18 protein-coding genes are annotated in these 17,971 nt (G+C 72.5%); 4 read left to right on the top strand and 14 right to left on the bottom strand.

The genetic code is table 11. The annotated features are described in order from the left end of the window. The first annotated feature begins 199 nt into the window (after positions 1–199). The 3 genes from OG294_RS36800 (at position 200) to OG294_RS36790 (ending at position 3,086) form a co-directional block, all read left to right on the top strand. Positions 200–1,816 (top strand): MFS transporter, encoded by a 1,617-nt coding sequence (locus tag OG294_RS36800; protein ID WP_327070913.1) that lies wholly within the window; start codon positions 200–202, stop codon positions 1,814–1,816. A 171-nt stretch (positions 1,817–1,987) separates the two neighbouring features. Beyond that, the gene (locus tag OG294_RS36795; protein WP_327070912.1) at positions 1,988–2,419 is read left to right on the top strand and encodes a DUF7144 family membrane protein; all 432 of its coding nucleotides are present in this window, start codon (positions 1,988–1,990) and stop codon (positions 2,417–2,419) included. 145 nt (positions 2,420–2,564) lie between these two features. Next, positions 2,565–3,086, top strand: a complete 522-nt coding sequence (locus OG294_RS36790; protein ID WP_327070911.1) for a hypothetical protein — start codon at positions 2,565–2,567, stop codon at positions 3,084–3,086. Positions 3,087–3,152: 66 nt separating this feature from the next. Here the strand turns inward: OG294_RS36790 and OG294_RS36785 are convergent, their stop codons facing one another. The 14 genes from OG294_RS36785 to OG294_RS36720 form a co-directional block, all read right to left on the bottom strand. Next, on the bottom strand, positions 3,153–4,454 hold the full coding sequence (locus tag OG294_RS36785; protein ID WP_327070910.1) for a hypothetical protein: 1,302 nt from the start codon (positions 4,452–4,454) through the stop codon (positions 3,153–3,155). Between the two features lie 206 nt (positions 4,455–4,660). Continuing rightward, complete coding sequence (locus OG294_RS36780) at positions 4,661–6,031, bottom strand: hypothetical protein (RefSeq protein ID WP_327070909.1); 1,371 nt, start codon at positions 6,029–6,031, stop codon at positions 4,661–4,663. A 200-nt stretch (positions 6,032–6,231) separates the two neighbouring features. Further along, on the bottom strand, positions 6,232–6,813 hold the full coding sequence (locus OG294_RS36775) for an MOSC domain-containing protein (RefSeq protein ID WP_327070908.1): 582 nt from the start codon (positions 6,811–6,813) through the stop codon (positions 6,232–6,234). Positions 6,814–6,820: 7 nt separating this feature from the next. Further along, complete coding sequence (locus OG294_RS36770; RefSeq protein ID WP_327070907.1) at positions 6,821–7,054, bottom strand: acyl carrier protein; 234 nt, start codon at positions 7,052–7,054, stop codon at positions 6,821–6,823. 53 nt (positions 7,055–7,107) lie between these two features. Next, positions 7,108–8,103, bottom strand: a complete 996-nt coding sequence (locus OG294_RS36765; protein ID WP_327070906.1) for an NAD(P)H-dependent flavin oxidoreductase — start codon at positions 8,101–8,103, stop codon at positions 7,108–7,110. Next, complete coding sequence (locus OG294_RS36760) at positions 8,100–8,966, bottom strand: hypothetical protein (protein ID WP_327070905.1); 867 nt, start codon at positions 8,964–8,966, stop codon at positions 8,100–8,102. Before OG294_RS36760 ends, OG294_RS36765 begins: the two co-directional genes overlap by 4 nt. After that, complete coding sequence (locus OG294_RS36755) at positions 8,953–9,903, bottom strand: diiron oxygenase (RefSeq protein ID WP_327070904.1); 951 nt, start codon at positions 9,901–9,903, stop codon at positions 8,953–8,955. The genes OG294_RS36760 and OG294_RS36755 overlap by 14 nt, the downstream gene beginning before the upstream one ends. Positions 9,904–9,908: 5 nt before the next feature. Continuing rightward, complete coding sequence (locus OG294_RS36750) at positions 9,909–10,865, bottom strand: inositol monophosphatase family protein (protein WP_327070903.1); 957 nt, start codon at positions 10,863–10,865, stop codon at positions 9,909–9,911. Then, positions 10,862–12,220: an aspartate aminotransferase family protein gene (locus OG294_RS36745; protein ID WP_327070902.1), complete on the bottom strand. Its 1,359-nt coding sequence runs from the start codon at positions 12,218–12,220 to the stop codon at positions 10,862–10,864. The genes OG294_RS36750 and OG294_RS36745 overlap by 4 nt, the downstream gene beginning before the upstream one ends. Positions 12,221–12,323: 103 nt before the next feature. Continuing rightward, the gene (locus OG294_RS36740; protein WP_327070901.1) at positions 12,324–12,851 is read right to left on the bottom strand and encodes a dioxygenase family protein; all 528 of its coding nucleotides are present in this window, start codon (positions 12,849–12,851) and stop codon (positions 12,324–12,326) included. Between the two features lie 266 nt (positions 12,852–13,117). Next, positions 13,118–14,119, bottom strand: coding sequence for a phosphotransferase family protein (locus OG294_RS36735; RefSeq protein WP_327070900.1), 1,002 nt, complete (start codon positions 14,117–14,119; stop codon positions 13,118–13,120). Positions 14,120–14,150: 31 nt separating this feature from the next. After that, positions 14,151–15,104 (bottom strand): ROK family protein, encoded by a 954-nt coding sequence (locus tag OG294_RS36730; protein WP_327070899.1) that lies wholly within the window; start codon positions 15,102–15,104, stop codon positions 14,151–14,153. Continuing rightward, entirely contained in the window at positions 15,101–16,315 is a 1,215-nt protein-coding gene (locus tag OG294_RS36725) for a zinc-dependent alcohol dehydrogenase (RefSeq protein ID WP_327070898.1), read from the bottom strand. Before OG294_RS36725 ends, OG294_RS36730 begins: the two co-directional genes overlap by 4 nt. Before the next feature lie 453 nt (positions 16,316–16,768). Continuing rightward, complete coding sequence (locus tag OG294_RS36720; protein ID WP_327070897.1) at positions 16,769–17,167, bottom strand: NUDIX hydrolase; 399 nt, start codon at positions 17,165–17,167, stop codon at positions 16,769–16,771. Positions 17,168–17,200: 33 nt separating this feature from the next. Here OG294_RS36720 and OG294_RS36715 point away from each other — a divergent pair, with 33 nt between their 5' ends. Further along, entirely contained in the window at positions 17,201–17,875 is a 675-nt protein-coding gene (locus tag OG294_RS36715) for a Type 1 glutamine amidotransferase-like domain-containing protein (RefSeq protein WP_442789286.1), read from the top strand. Positions 17,876–17,971 lie beyond the last annotated feature (96 nt).

Raw genomic sequence — 17,971 nt, 5'->3', positions numbered from 1 at the left:
CCACCCCCTTCAAGCCTGGGCGCGCCAGCAGCGGCGCGCACGTCCTCGGGCCTCGCGGGCGGCCCCACGGGCGGCTCCCGTGCGGTCGTCGCGGCCGTCAGCCTGGCCAGCGGGCCCCTTCCCGTCCGGTTTGCCCCAACCGGTCGAGCCCCGGGCGGGTCTGGCGGCATCGAACGGGAGCGGCTGGCAGGATGCGCCCATGCCATCGGAAGCCGCGAGAAGCCCGGCCACGTCGGGCTCCGTCCTGCTGACTCTTGCCGCCGGGCAGTTCCTGATGGCGCTGGACAGCTCCGTCATGAACGTCTCGATCGCGTCGGTGGCCAAGGACGTCGGTACCACCGTGACCGGGATCCAGGGTGCGATCACCGCCTACACGCTCGTCATGGCGATGTTCATGATTCCCGGCGGCAAGGTCGGCGTGCTCATCGGCCGCAAGCGCGCGTTCATGATCGGCTGCTGCATCTACGGCTGCGGCTCCTTCACCACCGCGCTCGCCCCCAACCTCACCGTGCTGCTGATCGGCTGGTCCCTTCTCGAGGGCATCGGAGCGGCGCTGATCCTGCCGGCGATCGTCGCGCTGGTGGCCGGCAACTTCGCGTCCGAGCGCCGGCCCGCCGCCTACGGGCTGGTCGCCGCCGCGAGTGCCGTCGCGATCGCCGTCGGCCCGATCATCGGCGGCATCGCCACCACCTACTTCTCCTGGCGCTGGGTGTTCGCCGGCGAGGTCGTCGGCGTGCTCGCCGTCCTCGCCTTCGCCCGCCGCCTCGCCGACGCGCCCACCGAGACCGGTCACCACATCGACCTCGTCGGTGCCGTGCTGTCCGCCGCCGGCCTCGGGAGCTTCGTCTACGGCGTCCTGCGGTCCAGTGAATGGGGCTGGTTCCTGCCCAAGCCCGGCGCACCCGCCTGGCTCGGCGTCTCGCTCGTGGTCTGGCTCATGCTGGCCGGCCTGCTCCTCGTCCGGGTCTTCCTGTCCTGGGAGGACCGCCTGGTGCAGCGGCACCAGGAGCCGATCCTGGATCCCGCCCTGCTGCGCAACCGGCAGCTCACCGGCGGGCTGACGATGTTCTTCTTCCAGTACCTCGTCCAGATGGGCGTCTTCTTCCTGGTCCCGCTCTACCTGTCCATCGCCCTGGGCCTGTCCGCTCTGGCGACCGGCGCCCGGCTGCTGCCGCTCTCGCTGACCCTGCTGGCCGCCGCGATCCTGATCCCCCGGCTGCGCCCGAAGGCCTCACCGCGCCGGGTCGTCCGCCTGGGCATCCTGGCCCTGTTCGCCGGAGCCGTGGTCCTCCTGGCGGCGCTCGACTCCGGAGCGGGAGCGGACGTCGTCACCGTGCCGCTCCTGCTGATCGGCCTCGGTGTGGGGGCACTGGCCTCCCAGCTCGGCGCGGTCACCGTCTCCGCCGTACCGGACGAGAAGAGCGCGGAGGTCGGCGGCGTGCAGAACGCCGTCACCAACCTCGGTGCCTCCATCGGAACAGCACTGGCCGGCTCGATCCTCATCGCCACCCTGAGCGCCTCGTTCCAGACCAGCATCGAGCAGAACCAGAGCCTGCCTCCCGAGGTCGTGAGCAGCGCCACCGTCAAGCTCGAGAGCGGCATCCCGTTCCTGTCCGACCCCCAGCTCCGCAGCGCCCTCGACAAGGCCGGCACCAGTCCGGAGGTGGCGCAGGCCGCGATCGACGCGAACAGCGAGGCAAGGATCGCCGGCCTGCGTGCGGCGCTCGGCGTCCTCGCCCTCACCGCTCTGCTCGCCCTGTTCTTCACCAGGCGGATCCCGGCCTCCCAGACGGGCTCGGCCTCCCCCACGGCCTGACCGCTTCGGCCCTCCCGTCCACCGGCGGCGGAGGCGTTCGCGAGGGACGGCCGCGCCTGCGAGCCCGGCGCCGACCGGTCGACGCGCTGGCCCGATCCCGCTGTGCAAGCCTGGAAGAGGAGTGCTCCACCTGCCGCCGACCCGGCAGCAGACCCTCCGAAGGAGCTAGACATGGCCAGCAACACGAGTGGGGCGCCGAGAGGCGCCGTGACAACCCGGCGGCCGTTCGCGACCGGCTGGACCTTCTTCGCCGCGGCGATGATGGTCTTCGGTGGCGCGATGTCGGTGTTCGAAGGGATCGCCGCCATCGCCAAGGACGACCTGGTCGTCGTCACGCGCCACTACTCGTACAGCTTCAACACCACGGGCTGGGGCTGGGTGCACCTGATCCTGGGTGTCCTCGTCGTCATCGCGGGCGTGGCCCTCTTCAGCGGCGCCGTGTGGGCACGCGTCGTGGGTGTCCTCCTCGCCGGTCTCGCCATGGTCGCCAACTTCCTGTGGCTGCCCTACTACCCGTTCTGGGCGATCGTGCTGATCGCCATCGACATCTTCGTCATCTGGGCGCTCTGCGCCGGCATGGTCGACGGGGACCGCGAGGTCTGAGCCTCCGGCCGCTCATCGGGGCGCAACGGTCGCCCCGATGGCCGGACGGCCGGCCTCGTCGGAGCACGTACGGGCGCTCCCTGAGCCGGTGCCCGGCAGGCGTGGCGCACCCGGCCGACCGCCCGGGCGTCTGTACGGTGAGCCGGTGACGCACATCATCCCGTGGCTGCGCAGAGCCCGCCGGGGCGACCGTGCGGTCTCCCGCACCGACTACGCGGGCGCCGTCTACGGATCCCTGCTGGCCGCGTCCGTGATCGCCGCGTCGAGCACGGCCGGCAAGTTCCCCCGCTTCGAGACCGTCGTGCTGCTGCTCGTCACCGGGCTCGTCTTCTGGGTCGCCCACGTCTATGCGCGCCTGGCGGGTGAGCGGTCGGTGGGCCGTCGCATCGACTGGCCGCAGGTGCGTGACGTCGGACGGGTCGAGTGGTCGATCACCGAGGCGGCCGTGCTGCCGGCGGCCGTGGTGGCCGTCAGTCCGCTCCTGGGCCTGGGCCTCACCGCCACCGGCTGGCTCGCCCTGGCGGTCGCCGTGGCGCAGCAGGTCACCTGGGCCTACCTCGGCGCCCTGCACGCCAGTGCGTCACGTCGCAGCGCTGCCCTGGAGGCCGCGGTCAACCTGGTGCTCGGGCTGGTGATCGTGGCGGCCAAGGTCGGGTTGAGCCACTGACGGAGCCGCCCCGGCACCACCGCAGGCGACCCGACTGCCGCAGCACAGCCCCGGCTCGACCACCGGCTATGCCGAGGCGCGCGGGGCGAGGAACTCACGGACGGCGAAGGCAGCCAGCACCACCACCGCGAACCAGAAGACGACCATGGCCGTCGGATGGGCCCAGAACACGAAGACGACGGCGGCGACGAGCAGGATCGCGACCCCGATCCACCGCTTCCACCTGCGCACGAACGGCTCCACCGGCCCGGCACGGAAACCCACGGAGTCCGCCGCCGAACGCGCACCGGCCATGCCGCTGCCGGCGATGCGGCGCGTGGCCGCTGCGACACGGGAGGGACCCGAGAGGAAGGCCCCGAGCGCGACCAGGACAGCGAGCACGCCCACCGCGCGCACCGCCTGGCGCAGGAACACCACCAAGGCGTCGAAGACCGCCCCGGCCGCCGCGGGTGAGGCGTCCGACGGCAGATGGTCGAGGAAGTAGGAGCGGAAGACGGCCAGTGCGATGCCGAGCAGCAGCATCGCCGCCGCGATCCCGAGGGCCGCCCCGATCAGCGCCCGGCGCCGACCGACCGCGGTGAGCACCCCCGCCGCGGCGAGGAGCACCGCGATGACGGGCAGCCAGTTGCCCAGGATCTCCAGGAGCCGGAAGGCGCTCCTGATCTTGGCGAGGTCGGGAGAGGAGAAGATCACGAAGTCGGTGTGGACGTCCGGGATCCTGGCGGCCGGTGCGAAGCCGGCATCGACCAGTTGGGCCTTCACCTGCTGCACGGCCGGTGCGATGTCGAGGGTCACCTCGTCGTTCGTCAGCTGCACCGCGGCGCCGCCCTGCCCCGTCAGCGCCTTGTCCATCGTGGCGTGGCCGGTGCGCAGCGCCTGCTCCCACACGGTCGCGAAAGCGTCGCTGGTCACCACCCGCTCGGCGGCGCCGTGGACGAGGTCGGTCAGCGCGCTGGTGAGCGGGCCGCTCAGGCCGTTGACCAGCTGGGCCAGTTGCGGCGGCACCCCCTGGGCGGCGGCGGCCGAGGAGAGCTGGTTCACCACCCCGGAGACGTCGATCTGCTGCACCACGCCGTTGGTGATGCGGTCGGCCGCCGCGCCCTGCACATCGGGGTTGTGGGCCAGCGGCGCGAGGGCGGCCACGAACCGGTCCGTGTCGCTGACCACGTCGTGCGTCCACACCGCGATCACCGCGAGCAGTGACAGCACGGACGCGACGACGATCAACACGGTCGAGCCGGCCGTCCGCAGCCGGTGGTGCTGCTCGCGGGGCCCGGCCGCAGCCTCCAACTGGGCGATGCGGCGGCGCATCTCACCCAGTTCCCCCTCGCTCGGCTGGTCGGGCGGCCCCGAGTCGGTCGACGACATGGGCGGTGGCTCTCTTCCAGCGGGAGGGGCGGCAGTTCAACCGTCGGGACCCGGGCGTCGGACCCCTCCACCGCAGCAGACCCGAGTCACCCCCCTCGCACGACCGGAGAGCCCCCACCCGGGTGGCCGACTACGCCGGACGGGTGCCACCCACGGCATGGCCGGCGTCCCGGTCACCCGGTCTGACCCCGAGCGCGCGCACCGTCTCAGTCGGCGGCGGAGCCCGGGTCGTCGAGGTCGTGCAGCCCGGCCGGGTCCTCGTCGGTCAGCACCTGCCCGGCCGCGGTGACGAACCGCTGGGCGTGGCCGCGGTGGACGCACAGGAGTTGGTCGTGGGTGCCGGTGCGGTTGCGGTGCACGGCCAGGGCCGGACCGTACTTGCTGTTGTGCCCCGGCATCTCGGTGTCCCTGCTCCACGCCGCGCCGTCGAAGGCCGACCACCAGAGCTGCTGGCGGGCGGGGTCGCGGTGGACGCACATCAGTTTGCCGTCGAAGACGGCGAGGCCGATGTTGCTGCGGGTCCGGTGTCCGGGCAGCGCGCCCTCGGGTGTCCAGGTGGTGTCGCGCAGCCGGCTCCAGTGGATCGCGCCGTCCTTGGGGTTGCCGTGCAGCAGGTGGAGGGCGCCGTCGTACACGGCGAGCGCCGGGGACCTCGTGGTGGCGCAGCCGGGGACGGGTTCGGGGGCGGTCCAGCTGCGGCCGTCCCGGCTGGTGGTGACCATGATCCGCTGGGCGGCGTCGGCGTAGGCGAGGTGGAGAGCGTCGCGGAAGACGGCCAGCGCCGGGCCGTAGACGCTCTCGGCGTGCGGGACCGGCTGGTCCGGCTCCCAGGTACGACCGTCGTACGAGGTCAGCGCGATGCTCCAGTCGCCCGAGCCGCGGCGGTGCGCGCAGTACAGCCGGTCGTGGAACACGGCCAGGGCCGGGCTGCCCAGGGTGTGGTGGGCGGGGAACGGCTGGTCCTCGGACCAGCTGCCGTCTGCGCGGTGCGCGCTCCACCACAGGTCGGGGTCATCGCCCCGGCCCTGGTAGACGCAGTACAGGTCATCGCGGAAGACGGCCAGGGCGGGGGTTTCGGAGGCGTAGCGGGCCGTGAACGGCGCCTCGGGTCCCCAGCCCGCGCCCGGTTCGAAGACGCTGAACCACAGGCCCGTCCGGTGCGGCGGCGCGTCGAGGGCCATGGGGGCGAGGAGGGTGGGCGCGGCCCACGGCGAGAGCAGTTCGCACCCGGCGCCCCGGGCGGCCGACCGGATCCGTTCGGCGCGTCCGAGGAGTTCCGCGCCGACGGCTTCGGCCATGGCTTCGGGCAGGGATCCGGCGAGCACCTCGGACAGCAGGCCGTGGAAGCCGCTGACGGGCCCGGTGCCGTCCAAGGGGGCGAGGCGGTCGGTGGCCCGCTGGTCGAGGCGGAGGGCGAAGCCCCACTCCAGCAGGCGGAGCGAGACGGGAGTCCCCGCCGCGGCGAGCTCCTCGCCCGCCCGTTCCGCGCGCTCCACGGCTTTGGCCGACGGGGCGTCCGGGCCGAACTCCGGTGCCGTGCTGCGCTCCCGCCCGGGGGCGGTGCCTTCGATCGCCATGCTGTCTTCCTGCCTGCAGGGCCGCGGTCCGGACAGCCCGCGCGGCGCGCGGGCGAACCGTCCGGATCCACGGACATGGACGCTTGCGGACTGTTCCCGGCAGCTGTGCGCCGGGCTGCGGGCTCCCCCACGGTTCACCGGGAGACCGGTGCGGACGAGCAGCCTTTCGGCCGCCTGCCTTCGGCGAACGCGCCTCCGGGTCATGGAGGCGTGGTGCGGAGACGGACGGGATGAGGACGGTCGGCCGGAGCGGGTGGCGGGATCGGCCGCGCGTCGTGCGGCAACCGGAGGATCGGGTCGCCGACCCGGATCGTCCCACCGCGGACCACCTCGGCCCGCAGCCCGCCGCGGTGCAGCAGGCCGCGGATCAGGCCGGGGCGGACCAACTGTTCGAGCCGGGCGCAGGGTTCGCTGAGTCTGAGGCCGCGCAGGGTCACCCCGCCGACCTGGAACTCCTGGTCCACCAGCGGGTTGAGCCGGATGCCGCGACAGACGAGGTTGCGGCGGCACTCGGCGGAGGTGAGCGTGATGCCGTGTTCACGGGCCAGGGCGTCGAGGGCCTCCGCCTCGATGAGGGTGACGTCGCAGACCCCGGATGCCCGGCCGGTCCCCCGGCGCCGGGGCCGGGGGCCCTCGCCCGCCCAGTAGTTGCGGTCCCCTGCCAGGCCGCGGCCGGTCACTGCACGGGCCTGCGCGACGCGGACGGTGGGCTCGCCGGGGCGCGCGGCGAGGTGCAGGGAGGTGACCCGGCCGGGTCCGGGCGGCGGCGGAGCCTGCGCCATGGGCTGCTCACCCCTTCAGGAAGTGGTCCGTGAGGGAACGCAGGGTGCGGAACTGGTCCACGTCGATCTGATCGAGCCGCAGTTCCCGGCCGATCAGGTCCTCCAGCAGCAGGACGAACTCCATGAAGCCGAGCGAGTCGATCAGCCGGTTCTCGATCAGGTCGAGGTCCTCCGGGATCTCCTCGACGGTGGGGTTGCGTTCGAGCAGCCAGTCCACGACCGGTTTGACGGCGTCGTCCATGGTCACCTCTCCTGGATCCGGTGCAGCTCTTCGGTCGTGCTCGTGCGCACACCTCAGGTGGCATTCGGGGGGCCTGCGCCGGTCTGCCGCACGCTCTCGTACTCCTGGCGGACCCGGGCGACGGTGGCGGCGGCCGGGTGCAGGGCGGTGACGCGGGTGCAGGACCGGCCGCAGTACATGGCCATCTCCTCGATGCGGCCGGTGGTGCCGTCCCCCGGAGCCGCCGCGCTGTAGCGCGGTACCGGGTAGTCCCGCCCGCCCACCCGGGTGGTGGCGATGAAGGTGGCCGGGGCGCGGTCCTCGGTGTCGGTGAGGGAGTTGCGCAGGACGCGGTGCGGGCGGTGCGGCCAGCCGATGTCGAAGAGGGAGGTGATGACGGTGTCATCGGCTCCGGCCTCGACCACCCGCCGTTTGAACTCCGGGTGCGCGGTGGATTCCGCGGCCGGAACGAACAGGGTCCCGGCCATGGCCCCGTCTGCGCCGCGCGCCACGGCGTCCGCGAGATCCCTCCCCGTGGCGATCCCGCCCGCGACGGCGAGGACGGCGTGCGGGTGGCGGGTGCGGACGCCGGCCAGCAGGGCGTCCACGGGCAGCCGGCCGAGCAGGTGGCCGCCGGCGTCGGTGCCTTGGAGGACGAGGACGGCCGCGCCCAGTGCGAGGGCCGTGCCGGCGTCCTCGAGGGTGCCGACCTGGACGACCAGCGGGTGTCCGGCGCTCCGCACGGCCCGGGCCGCGTCGGCATCGGGCAGCCCGAAGGAGGTGACGAAGCCGCCCCGGGGCAGTTCGGGCATGACCGCCCGGAGCTGGCCCAGGCAGCCGGCCGGGCCGGTGACCTCGGGAACCACGTTCACCCCGAACGGGCGGGAGGTGGCGGCCGCCACCTCCCGGACCAGCCGGGCGGCCCGCGCGGGCGGTTCCTTGTACAGCGCGAGAGTGCCGCCCGCTCCGGCCCGCGACACCGCGGCGCACAGCGCGGGCCCGGCTATGGCGCCCATCCCGGCCTGCAGCAGGGGCAGTTCGAGGCCCAGCCGAGCCGCCAGCCGGGTCACGAGCGCTCTCCCGCCTGCCGTACCGCGCGGTGCGCAGCCGCCAGGTCCCCCTCGAAGCGGTCGCCGAGGGCGTGCACCCAGCGCTCCAGGCCGAAGGCGACGCAGCCGGTGAAGGCCGGGCGGCCCGCGTGGCGGATGGCGCGGCGCTCGCCGAAGAAGTTGCGGTGGTTGTTGGTGGAGGCGACGGCGGTGCCGTCGGTGTGCAGGTACTCGTCCTTGACCGGGGCGAGCAGCTGCATGACGGTGCGGGCGCCGTCCTTCTCGAAGAAGGGGTCGGTGGCGGGCTGCCGGTCCAGGGGCAGGCCGAGGGCCGCGCCGAAGGCGGCGATCCGCTCCTGGTGCCGGGCGAGGTGGGCCCGTACGGCTTCGGCTGAGCCGACGCACACGATCTCGCGCATGGTGAACCCCCAGAGCCTGCGCAGCCCGTCGTGGTGCTCCTCGTTGCGGAAGCACTGCGCGACGGTGGTGATCAGGACGGGGGTGTCCGCGCTGGTGCCGGTGAGGTGCAGGAGGCAGCCGTAGCAGGCCGCGGAGGGCAGCAGGTGGGTGGCGTCGGCCAGGTCGACCGCCGGCAGGGCGGTGGCCCCGGGCGGGTCCGCGGCGAGGGCGGCCAGCCGGTCGGGGCGGATCCGGGTGACCGGGCTGCCCAGGTGCGGGAAGTTGCGGAAGTAGTCGAGGGTGCGCAGGTCCTCGGCCCTGAGCAGCGGCGGGTAGCTCTGCTGCCGGGCTCCGGCCTCGGCGCCCCACCGGGTGAACACCGCGTCGAGTGCGTCCTTCAGCAGGACGGCGGGTTCGTCGAGGGTGGCCAGTCCGTCCCGGACCCACCAGGTGTTCCCGGTGGCCGTGGGGTCACTGACGGGCATCGAACACCCCGATCCGGTGGAGGAAGTCGGTGGTCTTGTGCAGGACCTTGGCGTGTGCGGCCTGCCGGGCGGGGTGGGCGAGCAGCCGCCGGCGCAGCGCATAGCCGTCGGTGAGGCCCGCGTCCCGGTAGACGGCCGGGTTGTAGAAGGACTCCATGCTGGTGGTGAGGTAGCGGCCGAGGTAGCTGCGCAGGTCGAGCCGGGCCTCCTCGTGCAGGTCGCTGTCGAGGAGCCGCTGCCACAGCAGGTGCACCAATCGGCAGCCGAAGGCGATGTGGCGGGACTCGTCCTGGTGGTGCAGCCGGTTGATGTGGCGGACGGTCGGGTGCAGGCGGGGGTCGGCGGCCAGCTGGACATTGTAGTGGTCCACGATCTGCTCGAAGATCAGGATCCTGGCGAAGACCAGGAAGTTCTCGACGTGCGGGTCGCGCGGAGCCTCGGGCAGCTTGACCGACTTGTCGGGGTAGATCTTGTCGGCGTACTTGAGGCAGAAGGTGGCGAAGAACCACATGTGGTCGTTCTCCTCACCGATGAAGTGGTGGAAGAACTCGGAGGGGAGCTCGAAGCCGGGCGTGTGGATGCGCCGGGTGACCTCGATGAGCAGTTCGCGGATGCCGTGCACGTTGAGGCTGTAGAAGTTGACGCTCTCCCACCGACTCAGGGCCTGGAGCTGGGCCGGGCTCAGCTCGTCGAACAGCTCGGTGCCGTGGACGGAGAGCAGTTCGGGGGACATCCAGAGCCCGTCGGTGGGGATCGCGGGCGGCCAGTCGAAGGTGGTGAACGGGTTGTAGTAGTCCGCGGTGGCCTTGTCGGAGAGCCGGTCGAGCAGGGCCCGGAACTCGGCATCGTCCGCTGTCGCGGGGCCGGCCGCCGTCGCGGGGCCGGAGGCCGTCGCGGTGCCGGCCGCTGCGGTGGGCGGGGGGTTCTGGGGGCGCACGGACGTCACTCCTTCCATCGGACGGCCGCCAGCAGGGCCCGGTGGAGTTCGGGGGTGGCTGCCGCCACGCAGGACTGCTGGTTGCTGACGGTCAGATCGGTCAGGACCGTGCCGCCGAGCGGCTGTCCGTAGCCGTCGGTGATGACCGCCCCGGCCCGCTCGGCGAGGAAGACGGCCGCGGCGATGTCGTACGGGAACAGGTGCAGGACCCGGCCGTTGCCGACGCGTTCGAACTCGGGCAGCAGCGCCGGGTCGTCGCGGAGCAGCCGGTTGCCGATGTCCACGTAGGCGTCGAGCTGGCCGGTGAGCAGCCGGGAGATGGACCAGGTGGCGCTGTTGAAGACGAAGACCCCGCCGGTGTTGGCCGAGCGGTCGATGAGGTGGCCGTATGCCTCGGTCATCAGGCGGGCCGGGTGGCCGTTGAACTCCAGCGACCAGAACATCCGCGCGGGGTCGGTGGTGCGGGTCAGCGCCGGGACCGGGTGGTCGTAACCGTGCGCGGTGATGCCGGGCGTCGCCAGGTCCCCGTAGAGGTAGGCGCCCGTGCGCAGTTCCATCAGCAGCGCGTGTTCGACGTCGGCGATGCGCGGGCGGTGCGACATGCGGGCGACGGCGACCGAGACGGTGGCCGACTCCAGGCCGGCGACAGCGGGCCGGGTGCCGTCGATCGGGTCGACGACCAGCAGGTGGGGCGGGTCCGTGCCGTGGCACTTCAGGCCCCGGTCCTCGGAGTAGACGGCGACCGGCAGATCGTGGTCGACGACGTACTGCCAGACGGCCGCCTCCGCGACCTCGTCGAGGCCGAACTGGGCGTCGCCGCCCGGTGAGTGGCCTCGGACCGCTCGGCTGCCGGCCCGGTGCCGGGCGGCCAGAACGGCCTCGCGGACGGCACTGGCGAGGCCGATCACGTACTGCCGCACAGCCGCGGCCCCCGGGGGGCTGTCGCGCTCGGGACCGGTCATGCGGCGGCCTCGGCGGCGAAGAGGGCTTCGAGCCGGTCGCAGAGCAGATCGGCCTCGGCGCGGGTCAGGATCAGCGGCGGGCGGATCTTGATCACGTTGCCCCGGCCGTAGCGGGAGGTGCGCAGGATCAGGCCATGGTCCATGCCGCGCCGGGCCAGGGCCTGGGCCCGTTCGCTGTGCGGGTTGCCCCGGTCGTCGCCGATCTCGATCCCGATCATCAGGCCGAGGCCGCGCACGTCCACGACGGCGGGGTGCAGGGCGGCCAGCGCGCGCAGCCGCTCCATGACGTGGGCGCCGACCTCCCGGACGTTCTCCAGGAAGCCGGGGCGGCCGATCACGTCGAGGGTGGTGGCCGCCGCGGCGGCGGCGAGGACGTTGCCGCCGTAGGTGAAGGAATGGTGGTCGGCGCTGAGTCCGGCCATCCGCTCGTCGGCGACGATGGCCGCGATCTGGGCGCCGGAGCCGCCGAGGCCCTTGGCGGTCGTCAGGATGTCGGGCCGCACCCCGTAGTGTTCTGCGGCGAACATCCGGCCGACCCGGCCGATGCCGGTCTGGATCTCGTCGAAGATGAGGACGATGCCCCGTTCGTCGCACAGGGCGCGCAGCGCGGACAAGTAGCCGTCGGGGGGCACGATGTTGCCCCCGCTCCCGGAGACCGGTTCGACGACCACGCAGGCGACGCTGCCGGAACTGGCGTGGTCCAGGAAGTCGTTGATCCGCTCGACGCACAACATGCCACAACTGTCCGGTCCCGCCTGGCGGTAGAAGCAGCGCAGGCAGTAGGGGTCGGGGACCTGGAGAACGCCGGGCATCAGGTGCGGGAAGGGAGCCTTGCGGAACGACTCGCCCGACATGGTGGTCGTCATCATGGTCTGGCCGTGGTGGCTGCGGAACAGGGTGACGACGTCGCGGCGGCCGGTGGCGATCTGCGCCATCTTGACCGCGCCCTCGTTGGCGGTGGAGCCGCCCGACACCTTGAGGTGCACCTTGGTCAGGTTCGGCGGGGTGACCTCGACCAGCCGCCGGACCAGCTCGTTCACGGGGGCGGTCTGGAAGGTCGAGGTGGTGTGCACCAGCCGTTCCACCTGGTCGCGCATGGCCTTGACCACTTCGGGATGCCCGTAGCCGAGGCTCAGGTTGAAGGTGCCGGACGCGCAGTCGAGGTACTCGTTGCCGTCGGTGTCGTACAGGTGGATGCCCTCGCCGTGGTCCATGTCGTACGTACTGACCGGGTAGTACAGGTGTTTCTGGGCATAGCTCAGGGCGTCGCTGCGGACGTCGCTGCGAGCACCGCTTCGCGCGTCACTTTGGGCATCGCTCTTCGTATCGGGCTGATCGCGCATGAGGTCGGCCATGTGACTCCTGTCGATTTCCGTCCCCCGGACACGACGGACGGCGGATACCGATATCTCCGAGCATCGGTATGGCAGGCTCCCCGGGATTACGGGCAGCGGGGGTTCACACATCCAGGACGAAGGTGAACTCGGCGTCCCAACCCTCGGCGGTCTCCCGCACATCCATCAGACATTCCGGCCGGAAATACTTGTCGAGGTGGTTTCGGCGTTCGCCGGGGAAATACAGCATCGTGGTCAGCACGGATCCGCCGGGCGGCTGCACCTTCACGTGTACGTGCCGCGTCCGCCCCGGGTACACCGCGGGCAGCACCGTCTCCAGCCGCCACCGCCCCTGGTCGTCCGCGAACTGGTGGCCGCGCAGCCGAAAACCGTCGTCGTCGTAGACGCCGGCATCCCCGACCTGCCAGAAGTCGAGCAGGGCGCCCGCTACCGGCTCGCCCTCGCGGGTGCGCACGGTGCCGTGCAGCACCATCGGGACGCCGCTCTCCTCATCGCCCCGGAAGCTGGTCCTGAAAGGGGTGTCGGGTTTGTAGTACGGCCCTTCACGCAGGGCGGGCGTGGGGGGCGTCCCGTTGCAGCGAACGGTCGGCGTAAGCGTCGTCAGGACGTTCTTCGAACCTTCGTTCTCCACGGCGGAATCCTCCCCAGGTCAAGGATCTTTCGCTTCGGCCCAGGCAGACTAACCGGTTTTCCTGGTGCTGAGAAGACGGCCGTATGCCACCTCTCCGCCATTGACTCGACACTTATGGCCAGACTTCCGCGATCCGCACGGACAGCAGTTGTCTCCTGGGAATTACGCGGCGCACGGGCCTGATGGGAAGAGGGAGGACCAGTGGCGTGCGCTCGTCCGGCCGCGGTCCGGTGGACGGTGGCCGCGGTCGGTATCGGTGGGCGCGGTCAGTACCGGTGGACGGTGGACCGGTGCAGCACGGCGCGGGCGCGGGCGAAGTAGGCGGGATCGGGCGGAGCGGTGAGGATGTCCGCGAGCGCGAACAGGTCCAGCGTCCGGCTGAGCCGCAGCCAGTCCCCGGGCAGCCGGCCGTTCCCGCCCCGGAAGCCGTCGACGAAGCCCGCGGCGAAGGCGGGCGGGTACTCGTGGGCGAAGCGCAGCATGTTCCCGACGTCGAAGAGCGGGGAGCCGCTGAACGCCAGCTCCCAGTCGAGCACGGCGGCCACCGCCCACTGCCCGGCCCGTCGTCGGACCAGGACGTTCTTCGGGTTGAAGTCGCCGTGCACCAGGCTCCGTTCACCCGCCACGGCGGCCAGCGCCCGGGGCCCGCCGCGGGCCAGGTCACGCAGTACGGCGGAGTCCGTCGCGCTCAACGGTCCGTCCGAGGCCGCCGTGACCAGGCAGCGCTCGACGAACCCGGGCAGGTCGTCCAGCGGGCCCGCGCCGTCCGGGGCCGGTTCCAGCGAGGAGTCACCGAAGACACCCGGGCGGGGCAGCTCGGCCCGGCCGATCCGCGCCAGCACCGCACCGACGGCCCGGCCCAGGGCCCGCGCCTCGCCGCTCACCAAGCCGTCCGCGAGCACCCGGCTGAGCGGGGTCCCGTCCACGAACCGGTAGAGCAGGGTGGGGCGGCCGGTGGCCCGGCCGTGCGGATCGGCTGCGACCACCTCGGTCACCGGGACGGTACGGGCCGCCGCCCGCCCGAGGACGGCGATCTCCACCGCACAGGTGTTGCGCGGGACCCTGCTGCCGCTGGGCCGGTAGCGGCGCAGCACGTAGCGCTCCGCGCCCGGCGCGTCGGGGGGCTGGGCGGTGAGCAGGACCATGTCGTTGGTGAACCCGCCGGGCAGCGGGTCCGTCTCGTGCACCAGGGCGCCGGGCAGGGCGTGCCGGGTCAGCCAGGCGTGGGTGGCCGGGTCCAGGAGACCCACCGGATCGGGACGCGTCACACCGGCCAGCCTGCCCGGCCCGGGGCCGCCCTCATGCATCCGGTCCCCCCGATGGCCCAGCGCCGGGCCGCGGCCGTGCGGCGGTGGCCGCCCCGGCCGCCCCCGCCGCCAGGACCAGCCCGCCGGCCGGTCCGGCGAGCCGGCCGAGCCGGGCCGGGACCACGAAGTCCTCGGCTGCGTGCTCGGGCAGCCCGGGGTATCCGCCCAGCGCCGCGGTCAGTTCGGCGCGGAGCAGCGGAAAGAGCCCGGGGAGTTCCGCGACGCCGCCGCCGATCACGATCCGCTGGGGCGCGGTCGTGTAGACGATGTTGCGCAGCCCCGCGGCCAGGTAGGCCGCCTCCAGCCGCAGCGCCTTGCGCAGCGCGTCGCCGGTCAGTTCTTCGGCCGGGGTTCCCCAGCGGGCGCCCATCGCCTCGCCCCCCGCCAGCCCCTCCCAGCAGTCGCCGTGGAAAGGGCAGGAGCCGGGAAAGGCGTCGCCCGCGATCCGGGGCACCGCGAGGTGGCCCATCTCCGTGTGGACCAGGCCACTGACCACCTTGCCGCCGATCACCGCGCCGCCGCCGATCCCGGTGCCGACGGTGAGGTAGACGTAGGTGTCCAAGCCCTGTGCAGCGCCCCAGCGGCCCTCGCCGAGGGCCGCACCGTTGACGTCGGTCTCGATGCCCACCGGTACTCCGAGTGCGGCAGCGATCGGTCCGGCGACGTCCACGCCGGACCAGCCGGGTTTGGGGGTGGCGGCGAGGTGGCCGAACTTGGCATGGCCCGGCCGCAGTTCGAGGGGCCCGAAGGAGGCGATGCCGATCGCGTCCAGCGGTCCGGTCCTCGCGGTGGTCTCCCGGAAGAAGGCGATGGCCCGGGCCAGGGTGGGGCCCGGTTCGCCGGTCGGGAACCGGGTCTCGGCCTCGATGCGGTCGGGGGCCGAGCCGACCAGGCAGACGAACTTGGTCCCGCCGGACTCGATCGAGCCGAGGCGCGGCGCGCTCACCCCTCCACCGGCCAGCCGTCGGCGCCGACCGGGCCGGAGTGCGAGCGGATGACGACCTTGAGCGCGTCGTAGCACGGCGGCGGTTCGCTGCCCTCGCCCCCGGTGGCCCGGTCGCCCCCGGTGAGGCCGCCGAGCGCGGTGAACGCCTGCGCGTACCGCTCGAGCGGGAACTCGTGCGTCACCAGGCGCTCCAGGATCGAGCCGGAGCTGGTGCTGATGCTGGTGCTGGTGGCGGCGCCGGTGCTGGTGCCGGCGCCAGGGCCAAGGCCGCCGCCGGTGCCGCTGCCGGTGTCGGGTCGCTGAGGGGCGCCGAGTTCGGCGGCCAGGTCCACGGCGACCGGGAAGATGTCGGCCCGGTAGTCCCCCGCACCGATCAGCCGGATGCCCCGGTTGGTGAGCTGGAGCGGGCGCAGCGGCACGGTGTAGGTGTCGTCGAAGCCCATCACCACCACCCGGCCGCCGTCGTCGATCAGCCGCAGCGCCGCGTCCAGGCCGGTGCCCGTGGTGTCGAAGACGACGGAGGGACGCTCGCCGCCCGACGTCTTCAGCACGGCTTCGGCCGGGTCCGTTCCGGCCACGTCCACCACGTGCGCGAAGTGTTCGCGGGCCAGCTCCAGCCGGTAGCCGTCCGGCTCGGCGACGGTGACCCGGCGCGCCCGGCGGGCGGCCACCAGTGCGGTCAGCATCCCGATCGGGCCCGCGCCGAGCACCACCACGGTGTCGTCGAAGGTGAGGGAGGCGGCCTGGACGTTGCTCAGGACGCAGGCGAGCGGCTCGATCAGCACCGCGCTGCGGAAGGGCAGCCCGGCGGGAACCCGTTCGACGAAACGTTCCGGCAGGGTCACGGCCTCCGCGTACGTGCCGTCCCGATCGACGCCGACCTCGGTCCCGGCCTTGTGACGGCAGAAGTTGGTCGCCCCGCGGCGGCACGGGACGCACCAGCCGCAGTACAGCGTCGGGTTGACCACCACCCGGTCCCCCACCGCGACCGAGCGCACCTTCGCCCCGGTCCCCCGCACCACGCCCACCGACTCGTGCCCCAGCACCACGCCCGGCCGGGCCAGGAACCGCCCGAGCAGGATCTTGCGGTCCGTTCCGCAGACCCCCGTACCGACGATCTCCACCACGACGTCATCATCGTGCGCGACCCGTGCGGCGGGCCTGTCCTGCAGTTCGGCGGAGCCTGGACCCAGATAGACGAGAGCGCGCACGAGACCTCCCCATCGGTGTTCGGAAAGGCGACGCTAACGCAGCCGAAATACGACCAGGTAGACACCTCTGAGCCATTTCGCGGCTGCTGTCGCTGAGGAGAGACGGCGGTTGACGTGCGCGGTGTGGGTCAGGTGCCGTGTCATGGGACGGGTGACGTGTTGTGGGTCGGACGGCCGCCGCGAGTCAGGCCGGCGGCGCCGCGGCACGGCTGGCCGATACCGCACCGCCGCCAGACCGCGGCGGCCGCGGTGGGGCGGCGGCGCCGGGGCGGCGCCGACTGGGTACGTCGGATCACGTTCCTGGTCGCGACAGTCGGTCCGGCGATCCGCCCTGAAGATCTCGCCGAGCCGGCGCCGCTCCAGTACCTGCTCGGCCTCCGGGGCGGCCCAGCGCCAGAGCGTCGCGGCGCTCGCCGACGCAGGCGCGGTGTCGGTGGGCGCTGCCGTGTCGGATCAGCCGAGACCGAGGTGCGCGTACCAGCGGGCCACAGAGTCCTTGTGGCCCTGCGGCATCACCAGGTCGGCCACCTCGTCCTTCCGGAAGAGCCCGATCTCCTTGTGCTCGGCGCTGACCACCGGCGCGCAGTCCTCGCCGAGCCGTTGGCAGCCGTAGGCCACGATGAAGACGTGGCGGTCGGGGATCGGCCGGTACATCCACACATCGAGCAGCGGACCGGCCTCGACCTCCCAACCGCTCTCCTCCTGCACCTCGCGGGCGGCACAGTCCGGCGGCTCCTCGCCGAGTTCCAGCTTCCCGCCCGGCAGCTCCCACTCTACGCGAACTCCGCCCGCGCTCTCCTGGAAACCAGCGCCGAATCGTTGAACGCCGTGACAGCATTGGTGGATGATCAATGCTGAGGATCTGAACCCGGGAGTGGGGGCGTGATGAAATTTCTCCTTACCGACTCCGGCGTCAGGAACGCGAGCGTGCTGGCGGCGCTGGTCGATCTTCTGGGCAAACCGATCGCCGAGGCCAGCGCCCTCTGCATCCCCACCGCAGGTTACGGGGGGCCGTACGGGGATCCGGGTGGGCCATGGCGTTTCATCAGCGGACAGTCCCCCAGTCCCATGACCGAGTTGGGGTGGAAGTCGGTGGGCGTGCTGGAGCTCACCGCACTGCCCAGCATCGACAAGGAACGCTGGGTCTCCTGGGTCCGAGAAGCAGACGCCCTGCTGGTGAACGGCGGCGACGCGCTCTACCTGTGCCACTGGATGCGGGAGTCCGGACTGGCCGACCTCTTCCCCTCGCTGCGCGACACGGTCTACGTAGGGCTCAGCGCCGGGAGCATGGTGCTGACTCCCCGCATCGGGGAGGAGTTCGTCGGTTGGAAGCCACCCACCAGGGACGACACCACGCTGGGACTCGTCGATTTCTCCATCTTCCCGCACCTCGACAGCCCGGATTGTCCGGAGAACACGATGGCCGCGGCGGAACGCTGGGCCGCCAAGATCAAGGGTCCGGCGTACGCCATCGACGCTCAGACCGCCATCAAGGTGACCGACGGCGACGTCGAGGTCGTCTCCGAGGGCCACTGGAAGCTGCTCAATCCGGCATCATGAACGTCGACCCGCCCTCGTCGAGCCGGCCGCAAGCCAGAACCACACGAGCCGGCATCGCCAAATCCTGAGCCGACTTCCGCCGACTCACCCGCCGTT

This window comes from Kitasatospora sp. NBC_01302 (assembly GCF_035976515.1).
Classification (GTDB): domain Bacteria; phylum Actinomycetota; class Actinomycetes; order Streptomycetales; family Streptomycetaceae; genus Kitasatospora.
Note: the sequence above shows the minus strand (reverse complement) of the source record. Positions and strands in the feature narration are given on the sequence as shown.

What these genes read in the sequence shown, in the direction of transcription:
- OG294_RS36800 (WP_327070913.1), top strand. Translation starts at nt 200, where the DNA reads ATGCCATCGGAAGCCGCGAGAAGCCCGGCCACGTCGGGCTCCGTCCTG.
- OG294_RS36795 (WP_327070912.1), top strand. Translation starts at nt 1,988, where the DNA reads ATGGCCAGCAACACGAGTGGGGCGCCGAGAGGCGCCGTGACAACCCGG.
- OG294_RS36785 (WP_327070910.1), bottom strand. Translation starts at nt 4,454, where the DNA reads ATGTCGTCGACCGACTCGGGGCCGCCCGACCAGCCGAGCGAGGGGGAA.
- OG294_RS36780 (WP_327070909.1), bottom strand. Translation starts at nt 6,031, where the DNA reads ATGGCGATCGAAGGCACCGCCCCCGGGCGGGAGCGCAGCACGGCACCG.
- OG294_RS36775 (WP_327070908.1), bottom strand. Translation starts at nt 6,813, where the DNA reads ATGGCGCAGGCTCCGCCGCCGCCCGGACCCGGCCGGGTCACCTCCCTG.
- OG294_RS36770 (WP_327070907.1), bottom strand. Translation starts at nt 7,054, where the DNA reads ATGGACGACGCCGTCAAACCGGTCGTGGACTGGCTGCTCGAACGCAAC.
- OG294_RS36760 (WP_327070905.1), bottom strand. Translation starts at nt 8,966, where the DNA reads ATGCCCGTCAGTGACCCCACGGCCACCGGGAACACCTGGTGGGTCCGG.
- OG294_RS36750 (WP_327070903.1), bottom strand. Translation starts at nt 10,865, where the DNA reads ATGACCGGTCCCGAGCGCGACAGCCCCCCGGGGGCCGCGGCTGTGCGG.
- OG294_RS36745 (WP_327070902.1), bottom strand. Translation starts at nt 12,220, where the DNA reads ATGGCCGACCTCATGCGCGATCAGCCCGATACGAAGAGCGATGCCCAA.
- OG294_RS36715 (WP_442789286.1), top strand. Translation starts at nt 17,201, where the DNA reads ATGAAATTTCTCCTTACCGACTCCGGCGTCAGGAACGCGAGCGTGCTG.